A 16,236-nucleotide genomic window follows, 5' to 3' on the forward strand; every position below is an offset into this window, starting at 1 on the left:
CGAGGCGGGCGCGGCGGGGCTCCAGGGGTTTCTCGTACCAGGCCACGTCCCGCCAGCGGCCGAACTCGCGTCCCACCTCCCGGTACGTGCCGACGTACCGGAAGCCGACACGCCCGTGCGGCCGCCTCGAGGCGTACGCGGACCGCCGTCTCCACCGAGGCCGCGCGGGCGGGCTCGGGACGGAAGGGGCCGGCGGTGGCGTACCCGGGATCCCCTGTGAACCGGAACCCGTGGCAACCATCGGGCGGTGCGGGCCGTCTAGCGGGGTGGGAGGGCGACCGGGGGAGGTACTCCTCCGGGGTGAAGGGGGCCGTGTCGAACGTGATCGCCGTCTCACGTACGTAGCGGTCGTACGGGTCGGTGAGAGCCGTCGGACCGCCCTCCGTGACCGGCCTGACCTGGAGCTCTTCACACTCCGGCGGCATCGCGCCTGACGCGTGGGCCGACAGGGTACTGCATGATCAGAAAATTCGGGGGACGGGTTGGGAATTCTGTCCGGATTCCAGTCGTTGTATCCATCGGATGCAGGGCACTCGACCAGAGTCCGGAGGGACCTGAGAGACGTGCCGAGCGTCCGCAGGACCACCCGCTGACCTCATCATCGCAAGGGAGCACGCATGGCAACCCGCGCCGTCGCCCGTCGTCAGTCCGCCACCGGCGAGACGGCCGACCCGGCACGCAGTGTCCGCGCCCATGGCGGCGAGATCGCCGATCGCGACCTGGTCGGCATGTACCTGGACGAGATCGCGCGCACGCCGCTGCTCGACGCCGCCAAGGAGGTCGAGCTGTCCCAGATCATCGAAGCGGGTGTGTTCGCGCAGCAGATCCTCGACGGCCTCGAGGAGAACAAGGCCGGGGCCACCCCCGAGGAGCTCCGGGCCCTGGTCGACGCGAGCGAGCGGGCGAAGGACGTCTTCATCCGTTCCAACCTCCGCCTGGTCGTCGCCGTGGCCCGCCGCTACCCCCGCAGCGGTCTGCCGCTGCTCGACCTGATCCAGGAAGGCAACGCCGGCCTGGTCCGCGCGGTCGAGAAGTTCGACTACCGCAAGGGCTTCAAGTTCTCCACGTACGCGACCTGGTGGATCCGCCAGGCCATCACCCGCTCGATAGCCGACCAGTCGCGCACCATCCGCCTGCCCGTCCACCTGGTGGAGGAGCTGGGCCGGATACGGCGCGTGCAGCGCGAGTTCAACCGTGAGCACGGCCGTGAACCGGAGCCCGCGGAGATCGCCGCCGAGCTCGGCTCCACGCCGGAGCGCGTCGTCGACGTGCTCGACTGGGCCCGTGACCCGGTCTCGCTGAACATGTCGGTGGACGACGAGGGCGAGACCCAGTTCGGCGACCTCCTGGAGGACACCTCGGCGGTGTCGCCGGAGCAGTCGGTGCTGACGCTGCTGCGCAGCGAGGAGCTGGACGACCTGATCGGCCGCCTCGACCAGCGCACGGCCTCCATCATCAAGATGCGGTACGGCATCGAGGACGGCCGCGAGCGCACGCTGACCGAGGTCGGCAAGGAACACGGTCTGACCCGCGAACGCATCCGCCAGATCGAGAAGCACGCACTGCTGGAGCTGAAGAAGCTGGCCCGCGACACCGGGTTCGACGCCGCGGCGTGACACCCGGCCGGAGCACGGGGGCGCGACGGTCCGCCCCTTCGGCCCCCGGTGCGGCGGCGCGCCGGCCGTACCGGACGCCGCGGTGTGAGGATCCGGGCGCCGCGGTGGTGTGACGGCCGGGCCGCCGGAGGCGGACGCGGGGTGCGGCCGCCGGGCCCGGCGCGGGGGCGCCGGCACCGCCGTGCGGAGTCCGGGGGAGCGACGGGGCCCGCACGGGCCCCTGCCGCGTACGCCGGGTGGCGAAAGACCGCGCAAAACATGGCCGTTCCCCGCCGCTTCAACCCACCGGGCCCTGGGAACAAGAATTCCAGGCCGGGAGTTCGAACTCCGGGCCCTGAGATCCTGGATCCACCGAGGATCCCGGACCCACCGAGCCACGTCCCGACGCACACCCCCCCCGGCGCCGGGACTTCCCCGAGCCGGGTTCGGCGCCCTCCCCCCGGGCGCCGGGCCCGGCTTCCTCGTGCGCGCCGCCGGCCGACGGGTCACCCCGGACCTGAACCCCGGGGTGGCCCGCCAGATGGCAGATTGTGTCACATGGGCATAGCCTGCCGGACGTGAGCAGCACCACCCCTACGCCGCCCCCACCGCCTCCCGCGGCCTCGCTGACCGAACGGCGCAAGGCCGAGACCCGTATGGAGATCGCCCGCGCGGCGGCCGGTCTCTTCGTCCGGCAGGGCCTGCGGGCCACCCGCGCCGAGGACATCGCCCAGGCGGCCGGCGTCGCCCCGCGCACCTTCTACCGGTACTTCGCCAGCAAGGAGGAGGCCGTCGGCCCGCTCTACGCCGCCGGCGCCCAGCGCTGGGTGGCGGCGGTGCGCGCCGCCCCCGCGGGGGTGCCCCTGCCGCGGGTCCTGGAGGACGCCGTGCGCCACACGCTCACCCCCGGCCTCGGGGTCTCGGCGGCCTCCTGGGACCGGGTGCGCACCCTGATCCGGCTGGCCGAGGCGGCCCCCGCCCTGCGCCGGGTGTGGGCGGAGACGTGCCGGGAGTCGGAGCGGAGCCTGGCGGAGGCGCTGGCGGAGCGGCTGACGGCCGCTCACGTCCCGTACGAGGCCGACGACGTCGCCGCCCGCACCCGGCTGTGCTTCACCGCCGCCGTCGCGAGCGCGGCCGTGCGCACGGCGATGGAGAACTGGGCGGCCGGCGACGGCCCCTCCGAGGGCCCCGGGGGCCCGGCCGAACTGGCTGTCGCCAACCTCGCGGCACTCCGGGACTTCGCGTGGGCGGCCTGACCCGGGCCCGCGGCCGTTCCCGGAGGGCACCGGCGCCGCCTCACCGCGCACCGTCCGCCGCCCGGCTCATCCGCGCCCCCAGCTCCCGCACCGCCTCCACCAGCTCCGCGGGCTCCTGCACCGTGAACTCGTGCCCGAGCATCGCCAGCCGTACCGCCAGCCAGTCCTTGGCGCCGCTCACCGTCGCCCGCAGCCGGCAGGTTCCCCCGTCCAGCGGTTCGGGCGCGCCCAGCCAGCCCGGGATGCGGGCGGCGACCGCCTCGGCCGGCGCGGCGAAGGTGACGACCAGTTCGTAGGACTCCCGCGTGCGGTACATCGACCGGCGCAGGAACTCCGCCGCGCTCCCGGTCGGCAGCTCGCGCGGGGTGAACCGCGCCCCGGTCGTGAAGGGGTCGCTCACCCGGTCGACGCGGAACGTCCGCCAGTCCGCGCGGTCGAGGTCGTACGCCACCAGGTACCAGCGCCGCCCGGTCGACACCAGCCGGTACGGCTCGGTCACCCGCCGGGACTCCGTGCCGTCGGCGGCCCGGTAGGCGAACCGCAGCCGCTCGTGCCCGGCCACCGTGGAGGCCATGACGGTGAGCGTCTCCGGCGCGATCGTCGCCCCGTCGCCGCTGGTCAGCGGGGTGGTAGCGGCCTGGAGCGTGCTGACGCGGTGGCGCAGCCTGGCGGGCAGCACCTGCTCCAGCTTGGCCAGCGCCCGCACGGAGGCCTCGTCCACGCCCTCCAGCGCGTGCCCGGCGCCGGCCCGCAGCCCGACCGCGATGGCCACCGCCTCCTCGTCGTCGAGCACCAGCGGCGGCATCGCCTTGCCGGCGACGAGCCGGTAGCCGCCCTCCGCGCCCATCGTCGCCTGCACGGGATAGCCGAGCTCGCGCAGCCGGTCGATGTCCCGCCGGATCGTGCGCCGGGAGACCCCGAGCCGGTCGGCGAGCTCGCCGCCGGGCCATTCGCGGGGCGTCTGGAGGAGGGAGAGGAGGGTCAGGAGCCGGGCCGGGGTGTCCGTCGTCATGAGAACGAGGATGCCGCGGAACTAGGACCCGAACTGACCTACTGGGGGCCTAGCTTCCGGGACATGAACTCCACCGACACCCCGTACGTACCGCGGCCCGCCGCGGGCGACCAGGGCGACCGCCGCCGCTGGTTCGCGCTGGCGATCGTGATGACCGCCGCCTTCATGGATCTCGTCGACGTCACGATCGTCAACATCGCGATCCCGTCGATCCAGCGCGACGAGGGCGCCACCTTCAGCCAGATCCAGTGGATCACCGCAGGCTACGCGCTGGCCTTCGCCGCCGGGCTCGTCACCGGCGGCCGGCTCGGCGACATCCACGGCCGCAAGCGGATCTTCCTCGTCGGCATCGGCGGCTTCACCCTCGCCTCCGCGCTGTGCGGGTTCGCCGTGAACCCGGAGATGCTGGTCGCCTCCCGCATCCTGCAGGGCGCCATGGCGGCGCTGATGGTGCCGCAGGTGCTGTCGATCGTGCACGCGACCTTCCCGGCGCACGAACGCGGCAAGGTGTTCGGGCTGTTCGGCGCGATCGTCGGCCTGGGCGCGGTGTCCGGACCGCTGCTGGGCGCGCTGCTGACCGAATGGAACCTGTTCGGCCTGGAATGGCGGCCGATCTTCCTGATCAACCTGCCGGTCGGCATCGCGGGCCTGGTCCTCGGCGGCCGCTTCATCACCGAGTCGAGGGCGCCGCGCGCCCTGAAGCTGGACCTGGTGGGCGTCGCACTCGTCACGCTGGCCCTGCTGATGCTGCTCTACCCGCTGACCCGGGGCCGTGAGCTGGGCTGGCCGCTGTGGGGGTACGCGTCGATGGCCGGCGCGCTGGTGGTCTTCGCGGCGCTGGTGGCGTACGAGCGGGCCAAGGGCGCGCGGGACGGCTCCCCGCTGATCGAGCTGTCGCTGTTCAGGGTGAAGAGCTTCGCGGCGGGCATCGCGGTGCAGACGGTGTTCGGGGTCGGCCTCGGCGTCTTCTTCCTGGTCTGGACGCTGTACATGCAGATAGGCCTGGGCTGGAGCGCGCTGCGGGCCGGACTGACCGGGGTGCCGTTCTCCGTCGCCGTGTCCGCGGCGGCCGGGATGTCGGTGCAGTTGCTGGTCCCGCGCTACGGGCGCAAGGTGCTCCAGGCGGGCGCGCTGGTGATGGCGGTGGGTGTCCTGCTCTACATCTGGGAGTCCGAGCGCTACGGCATGGACATCGCCTCCTGGCAGATGGCGCTCCCGCTGGCGGTCATGGGCGTCGGCATGGGGCTGATCGTGGCGCCGCTGACGGACGCGGTGCTGTCCGAGGTGCCGAGTGAGCACGCCGGGTCGGCGTCGGGGCTGATCAACACCGTGCAGCAGATGGGGAACGCGCTGGGGCTCGGCCTGGTGTCGGTGGCGTTCTTCGGGGTGATCGACGAGCGGCTCGCCCCGGCCGAGGTGGGCCCGGCCTACGCGGACGGCTTCCGGCACGCGCTGGGCTGGGTGGCCGCGGTGCTGGGCGTGATCTTCCTGCTGATGTTCGCCCTGCCCAAGCGTCCCGCCCAGCACGTGGAGGGCGCGGGGGAGGCTCCCGCGGTGGTGGAGAGGGAGCGGGAACCCGTGGCGTGAGCGGGTCATGGGGAGGGCCCGGCGCCGCAGAGGTGCCGGGCCCTCCCCATGGGCACGTACGGACATGAACGGAAGCCCGTTCGTGCCCGTACGTGCCCATGTCTGTTTACTTTCCGGACATCCGGGCGTACTCTGCGGGCTAAACCACAGGTTCGGGCATGAACGGACTCGGAGGCAGACCACCATGTACGCACCGGAACGCCAGCGGGAGATCCTGCGACTCGCCCGCGACGGCGGCCGGGTGGACGTGGTCTCGCTGGCCGAGGAGTTCCAGGTGACCGCCGAGACCATCCGCCGGGACCTCAAGGCCCTCGACCGCGCCGGCCTGGTCCGCAGGGTGCACGGCGGGGCCATCCCGGCCGGACGCCTCGACTTCGAGCCGGACCTCGCCGAGCGGGAGACGACCGCGGCCGACGAGAAGGACCGCATCGCCAGGGCCGCCCTCGCCGAACTCCCCGCCGACGGCGCCGTGATCGTCGACGCCGGCTCGACGGCCGCACTGCTCGCCGGCCTCCTGCCGGTGGAGCTCTCCCTCACCGTCGTCACCCACAGCCTGCCCATCGCGGCCCGCCTCGCCGACCACCCCGGCATCCAGCTCCATCTCGTCGGAGGGCGCGTACGGCACCGTACGCGCGCCGCCGTGGACGCCTGGGCGCTGCGCGCGTACGCCGAGATCCGCGCGGACGTGCTCTTCGTGGCCGCCAACGGGTTCTCCGTCGAACACGGGCTGACCACGCCCGACCTCGCCGAGGCCGCCGTGAAGCGCGCGGCGGTGGCCGCCGCCCGCCGCGTGGTGCTGCTCGCCGACTCCTCCAAGTACGGCCAGGAGCACTTCGCCCGCTTCGGCGACCTGAGCGACGTGGACCTGCTGATCACCGACAGCGGGCTCGGCCCGGACGACGCCGCCGCGATCGAGCGCGGCGGCACGGAAGTAGTGCGCGCATGATCCTCACCGTCACCCCCAACCCGTCCCTGGACCGCACCTACGAGGTCCCCTCACTGGACCGCGGCGAGGTCGTCCGGGCCACCGGCGAACGCGTCGACCCCGGCGGCAAGGGCGTCAACGTCTCCCGCGCCGTCACCGCGGCCGGCCGGCGCACGGTCGCCGTGCTGCCCCTGGGCGGCGCACCGGGCGCCCTGGTCGCCGACCTGCTCGACGCGCAGGGCATCGAGGTCGCTCCGGTCCCGGTCGCCGGTGCCACCCGCTCCAACATCGCGCTCGCCGAGGCCGACGGCGTGCTCACGAAGATCAACGCGCCGGGCCCGGAACTGACGCCGGCCGAGCGGGAACTGCTCCTCGACACCGTGCGCCGGCAGTCCCCGGGCGCCGACTGGATCGCCTGCTGCGGCAGCCTGCCGCGCGGACTCGCCCCCTCCTGGTACGCCGAACTGGTCGCCCGGGTGCACGCCGAGGGCGTACGCGTCGCACTGGACACCTCCGGGCCCGCGCTGCTCGCGGCCCTGCGCGAACGGCCCGACGTGGTGAAGCCGAACGCCGGGGAGCTCGCCGAGGCCGTGGGGCGGCCCCTGGTCACCGTGGGCGACGCGCTGAAGGCGGCCGAGGAGCTGCGGGGGAGGGGCGCCCGGGCCGTCCTCGCGAGCCTCGGCGCCGACGGGCAGCTGCTCGTGGAGGACGACGGCGCCTGGTTCGGCACCGCCGCGGTGGACGCCGTCCGCAGCAACGTGGGCGCCGGCGACTCCTCGCTCGCCGGGTTCCTCGTCGCCGGCGGGCGCGGCCCCGAGGCGCTCGCCTCCGCCGTCGCCCACGGCGCGGCGGCCGTCAGGCTCCCCGGCAGCGTGATGCCGGCCCCGGCCGACCTGGACCCGGCCGCGGTGACCGTCACGGCCGACGTACCCGCCGACCGCCCGCTGCGGGAGCCGGTGTCATGAACCACCCCCTCCTCACCCCCGTCCCCCCTTCCGCCCACCCCGCTGCACGGGCGATACGCGTGCGAAGGAGCCCGCGATGAGCGACATGATCACTGCGGAACTGGTCGATCTCGACCTGTCCGCCGACACCAAGGAGGCGGCGGCGCGCGCCCTCGCCGAGCGCATGGTGGCCCTGGGCCGGGTGACCGACCTGGACGGCTTCCTCGCCGACGTCGCCGCCCGTGAGGCGCAGATGCCGACCGGCCTCGACGGCGGCATCGGCATCCCGCACTGCCGCAGTGAGCACGTCACCGAGCCCACGCTCGCCTTCGGGCGCAGCGCCGCCGGGATCGACTTCGGCGCGGCGGACGGGCCCGCCGACCTGGTCTTCCTGATCGCCGCCCCGGCCGGCGCCGACGACGCCCACCTGACGATCCTGTCGTCGCTGGCCCGGCAGCTGATGAACGCCGAGTTCACCGACGCGCTGCGGTCGGTGGGCGACGCGGGGGCGGCCGCGGCGCTCATCCGGGGCGAAGAGGCCGGCTCCTCGGGCTCCTCGGAGCCGGCCTCTTCGGGCTCCTCGGACTCCGAGGGATCCGAGGACTCCGTGGCGGCACCGGCGGCGGCCTCCGCCGGTGCCGCCACGGGCACCACCGCCTCCGCGGGGGACCGCCCGTTCCGGGTCGTCGCCGTCACCTCCTGCCCCACCGGCATCGCCCACACCTACATGGCCGCCGAGTCGCTGGAGAACGCCGGCCGGGACGCCGGCGTCGAGGTCGTCGTGGAGACCCAGGGCTCCGCCGGCTTCACCCGGCTCGACCCGGCCGTGATCGCGGCGGCCGACGGCGTGATCTTCGCCCACGACGTGCCCGTACGGGAGAAGGACCGCTTCGCGGGCAAGCCGACCGTCGACACCGGCGTCAAGGCGGCCATCAACCGCCCCGCCGACCTGATCGCCGAGGTGAGGGACAAGGCGGAACGCGGCGAGGTCACCGCCGCCGTGTCCGGTGACACGCCCGTCGAGCGGGCCGGCGGCAGCGGCGACGGTTACGGCACCAAGCTGCGCACGTGGCTGATGTCCGGCGTCAGCTACATGGTGCCGTTCGTCGCGGCGGGCGGTCTGCTCATCGCCCTCGGCTTCGCGATCGGCGGCTACGAGATCAACGAGGCGCCGTCGGTGATGGACCACTTCGTGTGGACCCAGGCCGACAGCTGGGGCGCGCTGCTCTTCCAGATCGGCGGCGTCGCCTTCGGCTTCCTCGTCCCCGTCCTGGCCGGCTACATCGCCTACGGCATGGCCGACCGGCCCGGCCTGGTGCCCGGCTTCGTCGGCGGCGCGATCTCGCTCACCGTCAACGCCGGGTTCCTCGGCGGTCTTGCGGCCGGTCTGATCGCCGGTGGCGTGGTGATCGCGATCCAGAAGGTGCGGATACCGGCCGCGCTGCGCGGCATCATGCCGGTGGTGGTGATCCCGCTGATCTCCGCGGCGGTCGTCGGCTTCCTGATGTTCGTCGTCATCGGCAAGCCCATCGCCGAGGCCCAGCAGGGCATGACCGACTGGCTGAACGGCCTCACCGGCACCAACGCCGTCCTGCTCGGCGCCCTCCTCGGCCTGATGATGACGTTCGACCTGGGCGGTCCGGTCAACAAGGTCGCCTACACCTTCGCCACCGCCGGGATCGCCGTCGCGAGCCCCAGCGACTCCGCGATGAAGATCATGGCCGCGGTGATGGCCGCCGGCATGGTGCCGCCGCTGGCGATGGCCCTGGCCACCACGGTCCGCGGCAAGCTCTTCGACCGCACCGAACGCGAGAACGGCAAGGCCGCCTGGGTCCTGGGCGCCTCCTTCATCTCCGAGGGCGCGATCCCGTTCGCCGCCGCCGACCCGCTGCGGGTGATCCCCGCCTCCATGGCGGGCGGCGCGGTCACCGGCGCCCTGTCGATGGCCTTCGGCGCCACCCTGCGCGCCCCGCACGGCGGCGTCTTCGTCGTCCCGCTGATCGGCAACCCGTTCCTCTACCTGGTCGCCATCGCCGCGGGCGTCTGTGTCACGGCGGCCCTGGTGATCGCCCTCAAGGGCCTGCGCGGACCGGCCCCGGCCGCCACGGGCGCGGGCGGGGACGCATCGGTGCCGTCGGCGGGGACCAAGCAGCCGGTGGCCGCGTAGAGTTACGACGATGCGTCCGTTTGGGTAGGTGTGGGCGGTTCATGCCTACTGCGATATAGATCACGATCATCACGATCCGGGGTCGAAGCCCCGGATCGTGGTGTGTACTGGGCCGCATGCCTGAGTACACGACACTCTCGCGGACGACGGGCGCCACCGTCCTCACCCTGGTGGCCATGGCCTGCGCGGCGGGCCTGGCCGACGCCCTGCGGCGGCGCCGCGGACGGATGCGCGAGCACACCCGGGAGCACCCGGAGGCCGCCCCGCGGCACACACCCCACGGCACCCCGGTGATCCCGCGCCAGCGGCGGACCGGCCCCCCTGCGGAAACCGTACGGCTCACGCCGGCGGAACGCGACGCGTTCGCCGTGCTGGTACGACGCCTCAGCGAAGGGAACTGAACCGCGGCGCCGCCCGCCGCCTCAGGGAACCTGCGCGGCCCTGCGCTCCATCGCCTCCCGCGCCGCGTCCTCGCTGACGTACACCTCGCACATGTGCCGTCCGTCCGGCGTGACCGTGTGCTCGACCTCCCACACGGACAGTTCCGCACCGTCGTCCAGTAGGAACCCGTGCTCGTAGAGCGAGAAGGACAGCCCCGGCCGTCCCGCGCGGGACGGCCGGCCGAAGGCCTGCGTGATCCGGTGCGCGCGCGCCGTGGCCAGCAGCGCGGCCGTCTCCGCGCCCGGCCGGTCCGTGTTCTCCGCGCGGCGCAGTAAGCGCCGCGCGTGATCCGCGGAACCGTCCGGGACGTACAGCTTCCGCGGCGAGGGAGGCAACGGCAGCCGCACCGCCACCGGCAGTTCGAAGTCGGGCGCGTCCGGCGGCAACGGCAGCCGGGCCGTGGCCGTCCGCAGCTCCTCCTCGTCCACGTACACCTCGTGCTGCGGCTCGTCCCCCGGCGCGGTGTTGTGCACGAGCTCCCAGAGCGTCAGCGCCGAACCGTCGGCGAGCAGCCAGGTGTGACGGTACGTCTCCCGGTGCAGGCCCGCGCTGTGGTGCGCGGAGTGCAGCGAACCGTCGTGCGCCAGCGCGCAGTCCAGCCGCCGGATCACCTCGTCCGGCAGCTCGAAGGAGTTCAGGGCGCGGCCGAGGAGGCGCGCGAGGTGCTCCTCCGGAGACTCGGGCGAGTCGGGTGGTTCGTACGCTGCCGTCTCGTACGGAACGCTCAAGGTTTCTCCCGGCGTTGCTGCATGTCACCTTGTGGGTGCATACCGTAGCCCCTCGGGCGGAATGGTGTCCGGGAACCGAGGAAACATATGGCGAAAAACGAACGGAGCGCGCGAGAAATTCCCGGCACCGCCCGGACGTGCGTCAACTGCTTCCGGATCGACGATACTTCGGCGGCCGACGGCCGGCCCTTCCTTTTCACTGCCCGCCGTACAGCTCCCCGTACGACGGCCACGAACCACCCGGACCGTCCACCGGGCCGGCGGCGCGGACGGCCCGTACGATCGCGCGGGTCACCAGGTCCGCGCCCGCCGCGAGGACCTCGTTCAGGGCCAGGGGGTCCGCCGCGTCGAGCGGGCGGGCGCCCGTAGCCAGGGCGAAGACGGTGTCGCCGTCGTTGAGCAGATGCACCGGCCGTACGGCCCGCGCGATGCCGTCGTGCGCGGTGCCGGCCAGTTTCTGCGCCTGCGCCTTGGACAGGCCGGCGTCGGTGGCGACCACCGCGAGCGTGGTGTTCAGCGGCGGGGCCGGGTTCCGTTCGGCCACCTCCGCGAGCCGCCGCAGCGCGGCCCCGTGCACCTCCGGCTCCGGCCGGCGCACCCGGCCCTGGAACAACTCCCCGTACAGCACCCCCGTCTCCGGATCCACCACCGACCCCGCCGCGTTGGCCACCACCAGCGCGGCCACCGTGACGCCCGAGTCCAGCACCGCGCTCGCCGTGCCGATCCCGCCCTTCAGCTGCCCGACCACCGCGCCCGTACCGGCGCCCACGCACCCCTGCGGCACCGGCGCTCCCGGACCGGTCGCCGCCGCCGCCTCGACCGCGGCCCGGCCGGTGACCGCGTCCGGCCGGGCCCGGAAGTCGCCGCCCCGCCCCAGGTCGAAGACGCAGGCAGCCGGCACCACCGGCACCACGTGCGCGGGATCCGGCCCGACACGCACCCCGCGCCCCCGCTCCTCCAGCCAGGCCATCACCCCGGACGCCGCGTCCAGCCCGTACGCGCTGCCCCCGGTCAGCACGACCGCCTCGACCGTCCGCACCAGGTTGCGCGGATCGAGCGCGTCGGTCTCCTTCGTGCCGGGGCCTCCGCCGCGCACGTCCACCGCGGCCACGGCCCCGCCCTCGGGCGCGAGCACGACCGTGGTGCCCGTGAGCCACCCGTTGCCGGTACGCGTCGCGTGCCCCACGCGCAGGCCGGCCACATCCGTCAGAGCGTCAGCTGCCATGGGACCAGTACTGCCCGGTCAGGGGCGGCCGTACCCTGGGCACATGAGCACCGACCCCGATCCCCGTCCGACTGGGCCCACGCCGGCGCTGGTCTTCGACGACCCGATGGACCAGCGGTCCTCGGACGACACGGACCGCGGCTGGGGCGAGCGCCCGTCCGGCGACAGCGCGGCCGATCTGAAGCGCTTCCTCGACGAGAAGCCGCCCCACCACCTCTGAACCGGCGGAACGCCTAGCGCTCGTCCCGGCCCGTGCCGCGCTGCGCGACGAGGGTGTCGCGGATCTCCTTGAGCACCTCCAGCTCGGTGATCTCGACGACCTCGTGCGTGCCCTCCTTCGCCTTCCGGCGGGCCTCCACCCGGGCCAGGTACTTCGCCATGGGCAGCACCATCAGGAAGTAGACGACCGCCGCGGTGATCACGAACTGCAGCGTCGCCCCGAGGACCGAACCCCACAGGATCCGCACACCGGTCGCGGCGTCCCCGGCGCCCTCGCAGGGGCCCTTCAGGCACGAGCTGTAGCTGTCCAGGTTCTTCGTGCCGAACGCACCCACCAGCGGGTTGATGACACCCTTCACGACCGAGTTGACGATGTTCGTGAAAGCGGCGCCGATGACCACCGCCACGGCCAGATCGACGACGTTGCCCCGCATCAAGAAGGCCTTGAAGCCCTGCAGAATGCCCGTCTTGCCCTGGTCGCTCACTTCGAGGCCTCGTTTCTCGTGCGTACGGTGCGGAGGAAAACGCTCCGCAACCTACGTCACCCGTGTGCCGGCCTGTCCAGCCGGGCCGCCGGGCGAAAGGGCCCCGCACGCGGACGGGGACCGGAGGAGCACCGGTCACCACACCGTCACCGCCAGCCGTGCCGTGGCGCTCGCGCCTGCCAGGCCGGCCGCGGTGGAACGCGGCACCGACAGCACGACCAGCGCCCCGCCGTCGCCCGTCCCGTCCGCTCCGTCCGCCGGTTTTGGCACCTCGGTCACCCGTGCCCCGCGCGCGACCACCCGGGCCCCGCCCCCGGACACCGTCTCCTCGGCGGCGATCACGTCCACCCGGTCGCCCGGCCGCAGCAGCCGCACCGTGGCCGCGTCGGCGATCCGCACCGCCGCCGTGACCGCCGCGCCCGCGCCCCGCGCCCGTACGGCACGGTCTCCGGGGGACACCGAGGCGGCACGGGTCACCGCGGATCCGTCGGGACGGCCACGGGACCGGTCCGCGTCCCGCGGCCCCGCCGCCACCAGTGCCGCCGCCGTGACCGCGAGGCCGAGCGCCATGGCCCGCCTCCGGTGCCGTACGAGCCGGGCCGGGAGCGGCAGGGCACCGCGCACCCGCACCGGGGCGAAGTGCGGCACCTCGCACGGGGGAGGGACCTCGAGGCCGGACGGGTGAGGGAACGCGGCGCCCGGCGGGTGAGAGAACGCGGCGCCCGGCGGGTGAGAGAACGCGGCGCCCGGTGGGTGGGGGAACCGGGGGAACGCGGTGCCCGGCGGGCGCGGGACGGCGCGGGAGGGGGAGCGGAGCGGGGAGGGGGGACGGGACACGGGTACCACCACCTGCGACGAAGGGACCGGCTTGCGACTCCCACGATGAGGCCTCGCGCCACACCCCGCCGGACCCTGTGGACGCACCACCGCCCTGTGGAGAACTCCCCCACCCGAACAGGACGTTCCGCCCCGCGAGCGGTTACGGCAGCGCGAACCCCGGGTCCATCCCGCCCAGCGCCGACGTGCACGGACAGTTCCGCTCCTCCGTCGCCGGCAGCGCCGCCACCGCGTCGAAGAGCACGCCCCGCAGCCGGTCCACGTTGGCGGCGAACACCCGCAGCACCTCGTCGTGGGAGACGCCCTCACCGGTCTCGGCGCCGGCGTCCAGGTCGGTGACCAGGGTCAGGGAGGTGTAACAGAGCTCCATCTCACGGGCGAGCGCCGCCTCGGGGTGACCGGTCATGCCCACCACCGACCAGCCCTGCGCCCGGTGCCACAGCGACTCGGCGCGGGTGGAGAAGCGCGGCCCCTCCACCACGACCAGCGTGCCGCCGTCCACCGGCTCCCAGTCCCGGCCCCGGGCCGCCTTCAGCGCGGCGGCCCGCCCGGTGGGGCAGTAGGGGTCGGCCAGCGACACGTGGACCACGTTCGGCACCGTGCCGTCGGGCAGCGGCAGCCCGTCGAAGTAGGTGTTCGCCCGGGACTTCGTACGGTCCACGAGCTGGTCCGGTACCAGCAGCGTGCCCGGCCCGTGCTCGGGCCGCAGGCCGCCGACCGCGCACGGCCCGAGGACCTGGCGCACGCCGACCGACCTCAGCGCCCACAGGTTGGCCCGGTAGTTGATGCGGTGCGGCGGCAGATGGTGGCCCCGTCCGTGCCGGGGGAGGAAGGCGACCCGCCGGCCGGCCACCTCGCCGAGGAAGAGGGAGTCGCTGGGCGTCCCGTACGGGGTGTCCACCTGGACCTCGGTCACGTCGTCGAGGAAGGAGTAGAAACCGGAGCCGCCGATCACGCCGATCTCGGCCTTCGCCATGTTCGCCATGTTCCGCACCCTAACCGCACCCGGAAACGCCGAAGACCCCGTCGTCGGCGGACGACGGGGTTCCGTAAGGAAGCGGCCCTACGCGGCGGTGGTGCTGGTGGAGCTGCTCGAACCGGACGAGCCGGACGAGCCGGAACCCGAGTCCGAGGACGAGGAGGACGTCGAGGACGACGTGCTCGACGGCTTCGACGACGCCGGCGAGCTGCTCGACGAGGAGCCGCGGCTGTCGTTGCGGTAGAAGCCGGAGCCCTTGAAGACGATGCCCACCGCCGAGAACACCTTCTTCAGGCGGCCCTGGCAGTTGGGGCACTCGGTCAGCGCGTCGTCGGTGAACTTCTGCACCGCCTCGAGGCCCTCGCCGCACTCGGTGCACTGGTACTGGTAGGTCGGCACTTGTCTTCCTCCTGGCACTCTCACTCGATGAGTGCTAACGACGGTCCATCTTGACGTATTCCGCGGGTTCAGTCCACTGCGACGGACTCGCGGTGACCGACGCCACGTGCGACGGTGCGCTCGCGCGGAGCCGCGGCCAGCCGTGAGCGCAGTGCCAGCAGCGTCACGAGGGCCAGCACCGTGCCGGCCATCGGCACCAGGAAGCCGGCGCCGCCCCACAGGCGGTCCTCCAGCTGTCCGGCGACCGTGACGGCCGCCGCCTGGCCGAGCGCGACGGCGCCGGTCAGCCAGGTGAAGGCCTCGGTGCGGGCGCCCGCCGGGACCAGGTTCTCCACCAGCGTGTAGCCGGTGATCAGGGCCGGTGCGATGCACATGCCGACCAGCAGGCCGAGCCCGGCCAGCAGCAGGGCCGAGTGGGCGGTCCACAGGGCGGACGCGGTCAGCGCGAGCGCCGTGTAGCCGATCACCAGGCGCCGCTGCGGGGCGGCCTTCCAGGCGATGGCGCCGCAGACGATGCCGGAGAGCATGTTGCCCGCGGCGAAGACGCCGTAGAGGACGCCGTTCAGTGCGGGCTCGCCGATCGACTCGGTGAACGCGGCCAGCGAGACCTGCATGCCGCCGAAGACGGAACCGATGCCCAGGAACGTCACGATCAGTACGCGCACACCGGGGACGCGCAGTGCGGAGACGTGCTCCACGCGCGCGTGCCCGTCGCGACCCGTCTCGGGCTGTGTGCCCTTCTGCGCGGCGAACAGCAGACCGCCGACCAGCGTCAGCGCGGCCTCGGTGAGCAGGCCCGCCGCCGGGTCGACGGCCGTGCACAGGGCCGTGGCCAGCAGCGGTCCGACGACGAAGGTGAACTCGTCGGTGACGGACTCGAAGGCCGCCGCGGTGGTCAGCAGCGGGGAGCCCTTGAGCCGCACGCCCCAGCGGGCCCGCACCATGGGCCCGATCTGCGGCACCGAGGCGCCCGTGGGCACGGCGGCGGCGAACAGCGCCCACAGGGGCGCGTCGCTCAGCGCCAGCGCGGTGAGGGCCAGTCCGGCCGCCGCGTGGACGAGGACGCCGGGCACGAGGACGGCGCGCTGCCCGTGGCGGTCGGCGAGACGGCCGCTGTAGGGGGCGAACAGCGCCATGGAGACGCCGGTGACGGCCGCCACGGCGCCGGCCGCGCCGTACGAGCCGGTGGTGTGCTGCACCAGCAGCACGATGGAGAGGGTGAGCATCGCGAACGGCTGGCGGGCCGCGAAGCCGGGGAGCAGGAACGTCCACGCGCCGCGCGTGCGCAGCAGCCGGCCGTAGCCCGGTCGGGAGGTGGCCGCCGAGTCCTTCGAGGTGGTGACCGTGGATGCCACGGCCCGTGCCTTTCCGCCACCTGGTAGCGGCCCGCGCGGGTCGTGCGGGGGCGCCGAGAGCTGTCCTCTTGCGCTGACTGCG

General features: G+C 73.8%; 16 protein-coding genes and 1 pseudogene. 8 read left to right on the forward strand and 9 right to left on the reverse strand.

The annotated features are described in order from the left end of the window. Window positions 1–22: 22 nt before the first annotated feature. Window positions 23–425 (reverse strand): annotated as a pseudogene (locus ACH5AO_RS28770) (GNAT family N-acetyltransferase); the annotation flags it as partial. Between the two features lie 192 nt (window positions 426–617). Here ACH5AO_RS28770 and ACH5AO_RS28775 point away from each other — a divergent pair. Together ACH5AO_RS28775 and ACH5AO_RS28780 are read left to right on the forward strand one after the other, a co-directional pair. After that, a complete protein-coding gene (locus ACH5AO_RS28775; RefSeq protein ID WP_398929640.1) occupies window positions 618–1,616 on the forward strand; it encodes an RNA polymerase sigma factor RpoD/SigA in 999 nt (332 codons plus the stop codon). A 557-nt stretch (window positions 1,617–2,173) separates the two neighbouring features. Further along, window positions 2,174–2,851: a TetR family transcriptional regulator gene (locus tag ACH5AO_RS28780; RefSeq protein ID WP_398929642.1), complete on the forward strand. Its 678-nt coding sequence runs from the start codon at window positions 2,174–2,176 to the stop codon at window positions 2,849–2,851. A gap of 40 nt (window positions 2,852–2,891) precedes the next feature. Here ACH5AO_RS28780 and ACH5AO_RS28785 read toward each other — a convergent pair whose 3' ends face one another. Then, complete coding sequence (locus ACH5AO_RS28785) at window positions 2,892–3,863, reverse strand: helix-turn-helix transcriptional regulator (protein WP_398929644.1); 972 nt, start codon at window positions 3,861–3,863, stop codon at window positions 2,892–2,894. Between the two features lie 63 nt (window positions 3,864–3,926). Here ACH5AO_RS28785 and ACH5AO_RS28790 point away from each other — a divergent pair, with 63 nt between their 5' ends. The 5 genes from ACH5AO_RS28790 (at window position 3,927) to ACH5AO_RS28810 (ending at window position 9,887) form a co-directional block, all read left to right on the forward strand. Continuing rightward, entirely contained in the window at window positions 3,927–5,450 is a 1,524-nt protein-coding gene (locus ACH5AO_RS28790) for an MFS transporter (protein WP_398929646.1), read from the forward strand. Window positions 5,451–5,634: 184 nt separating this feature from the next. Then, window positions 5,635–6,396, forward strand: coding sequence for a DeoR/GlpR family DNA-binding transcription regulator (locus ACH5AO_RS28795; RefSeq protein ID WP_398929648.1), 762 nt, complete (start codon window positions 5,635–5,637; stop codon window positions 6,394–6,396). Next, entirely contained in the window at window positions 6,393–7,340 is a 948-nt protein-coding gene (pfkB, locus tag ACH5AO_RS28800; protein ID WP_398929650.1) for a 1-phosphofructokinase, read from the forward strand. The genes ACH5AO_RS28795 and pfkB overlap by 4 nt, the downstream gene beginning before the upstream one ends. Before the next feature lie 76 nt (window positions 7,341–7,416). Then, window positions 7,417–9,486, forward strand: coding sequence for a fructose-specific PTS transporter subunit EIIC (locus tag ACH5AO_RS28805; protein ID WP_398929652.1), 2,070 nt, complete (start codon window positions 7,417–7,419; stop codon window positions 9,484–9,486). A 116-nt stretch (window positions 9,487–9,602) separates the two neighbouring features. Beyond that, complete coding sequence (locus tag ACH5AO_RS28810) at window positions 9,603–9,887, forward strand: hypothetical protein (protein WP_398929654.1); 285 nt, start codon at window positions 9,603–9,605, stop codon at window positions 9,885–9,887. 21 nt (window positions 9,888–9,908) lie between these two features. Here ACH5AO_RS28810 and ACH5AO_RS28815 read toward each other — a convergent pair whose 3' ends face one another. Both ACH5AO_RS28815 and ACH5AO_RS28820 read right to left on the reverse strand, forming a co-directional pair. Beyond that, window positions 9,909–10,655 carry a DUF6227 family protein gene (locus ACH5AO_RS28815; protein ID WP_398929656.1) on the reverse strand — a complete coding sequence of 249 codons (747 nt, stop codon included), beginning with the start codon at window positions 10,653–10,655 and terminating at the stop codon, window positions 9,909–9,911. Window positions 10,656–10,851: 196 nt separating this feature from the next. Then, entirely contained in the window at window positions 10,852–11,880 is a 1,029-nt protein-coding gene (locus ACH5AO_RS28820) for a P1 family peptidase (RefSeq protein WP_398929658.1), read from the reverse strand. Window positions 11,881–11,923: 43 nt separating this feature from the next. Here ACH5AO_RS28820 and ACH5AO_RS28825 point away from each other — a divergent pair, with 43 nt between their 5' ends. Then, a complete protein-coding gene (locus ACH5AO_RS28825) occupies window positions 11,924–12,100 on the forward strand; it encodes a hypothetical protein (RefSeq protein WP_398929660.1) in 177 nt (58 codons plus the stop codon). A 13-nt stretch (window positions 12,101–12,113) separates the two neighbouring features. Here the strand turns inward: ACH5AO_RS28825 and mscL are convergent, their stop codons facing one another. From mscL to ACH5AO_RS28850, 5 genes are all read right to left on the reverse strand, one after another. Beyond that, complete coding sequence (gene mscL / locus ACH5AO_RS28830) at window positions 12,114–12,584, reverse strand: large conductance mechanosensitive channel protein MscL (protein WP_398929662.1); 471 nt, start codon at window positions 12,582–12,584, stop codon at window positions 12,114–12,116. A 135-nt stretch (window positions 12,585–12,719) separates the two neighbouring features. Then, complete coding sequence (locus tag ACH5AO_RS28835) at window positions 12,720–13,232, reverse strand: hypothetical protein (RefSeq protein WP_398929664.1); 513 nt, start codon at window positions 13,230–13,232, stop codon at window positions 12,720–12,722. A gap of 331 nt (window positions 13,233–13,563) precedes the next feature. Further along, window positions 13,564–14,406, reverse strand: a complete 843-nt coding sequence (locus tag ACH5AO_RS28840) for an S-methyl-5'-thioadenosine phosphorylase (protein ID WP_398929666.1) — start codon at window positions 14,404–14,406, stop codon at window positions 13,564–13,566. A 78-nt stretch (window positions 14,407–14,484) separates the two neighbouring features. Further along, window positions 14,485–14,799 carry an FmdB family zinc ribbon protein gene (locus ACH5AO_RS28845; RefSeq protein ID WP_398929668.1) on the reverse strand — a complete coding sequence of 105 codons (315 nt, stop codon included), beginning with the start codon at window positions 14,797–14,799 and terminating at the stop codon, window positions 14,485–14,487. Between the two features lie 68 nt (window positions 14,800–14,867). Next, window positions 14,868–16,154 (reverse strand): MFS transporter, encoded by a 1,287-nt coding sequence (locus ACH5AO_RS28850; protein WP_398929670.1) that lies wholly within the window; start codon window positions 16,152–16,154, stop codon window positions 14,868–14,870. Window positions 16,155–16,236 lie beyond the last annotated feature (82 nt).

It is taken from the genome of Streptomyces sp. NPDC018964, from assembly GCF_044390325.1.
Lineage (GTDB): Bacteria > Actinomycetota > Actinomycetes > Streptomycetales > Streptomycetaceae > Streptomyces.

What these genes read in the sequence shown, in the direction of transcription:
- ACH5AO_RS28820 (WP_398929658.1), bottom strand. Translation starts at nt 11,880, where the DNA reads ATGGCAGCTGACGCTCTGACGGATGTGGCCGGCCTGCGCGTGGGGCAC.
- ACH5AO_RS28805 (WP_398929652.1), top strand. Translation starts at nt 7,417, where the DNA reads ATGAGCGACATGATCACTGCGGAACTGGTCGATCTCGACCTGTCCGCC.
- ACH5AO_RS28775 (WP_398929640.1), top strand. Translation starts at nt 618, where the DNA reads ATGGCAACCCGCGCCGTCGCCCGTCGTCAGTCCGCCACCGGCGAGACG.
- ACH5AO_RS28795 (WP_398929648.1), top strand. Translation starts at nt 5,635, where the DNA reads ATGTACGCACCGGAACGCCAGCGGGAGATCCTGCGACTCGCCCGCGAC.
- ACH5AO_RS28825 (WP_398929660.1), top strand. Translation starts at nt 11,924, where the DNA reads ATGAGCACCGACCCCGATCCCCGTCCGACTGGGCCCACGCCGGCGCTG.
- ACH5AO_RS28840 (WP_398929666.1), bottom strand. Translation starts at nt 14,406, where the DNA reads ATGGCGAACATGGCGAAGGCCGAGATCGGCGTGATCGGCGGCTCCGGT.
- ACH5AO_RS28790 (WP_398929646.1), top strand. Translation starts at nt 3,927, where the DNA reads ATGAACTCCACCGACACCCCGTACGTACCGCGGCCCGCCGCGGGCGAC.
- ACH5AO_RS28785 (WP_398929644.1), bottom strand. Translation starts at nt 3,863, where the DNA reads ATGACGACGGACACCCCGGCCCGGCTCCTGACCCTCCTCTCCCTCCTC.
- pfkB (WP_398929650.1), top strand. Translation starts at nt 6,393, where the DNA reads ATGATCCTCACCGTCACCCCCAACCCGTCCCTGGACCGCACCTACGAG.
- ACH5AO_RS28810 (WP_398929654.1), top strand. Translation starts at nt 9,603, where the DNA reads ATGCCTGAGTACACGACACTCTCGCGGACGACGGGCGCCACCGTCCTC.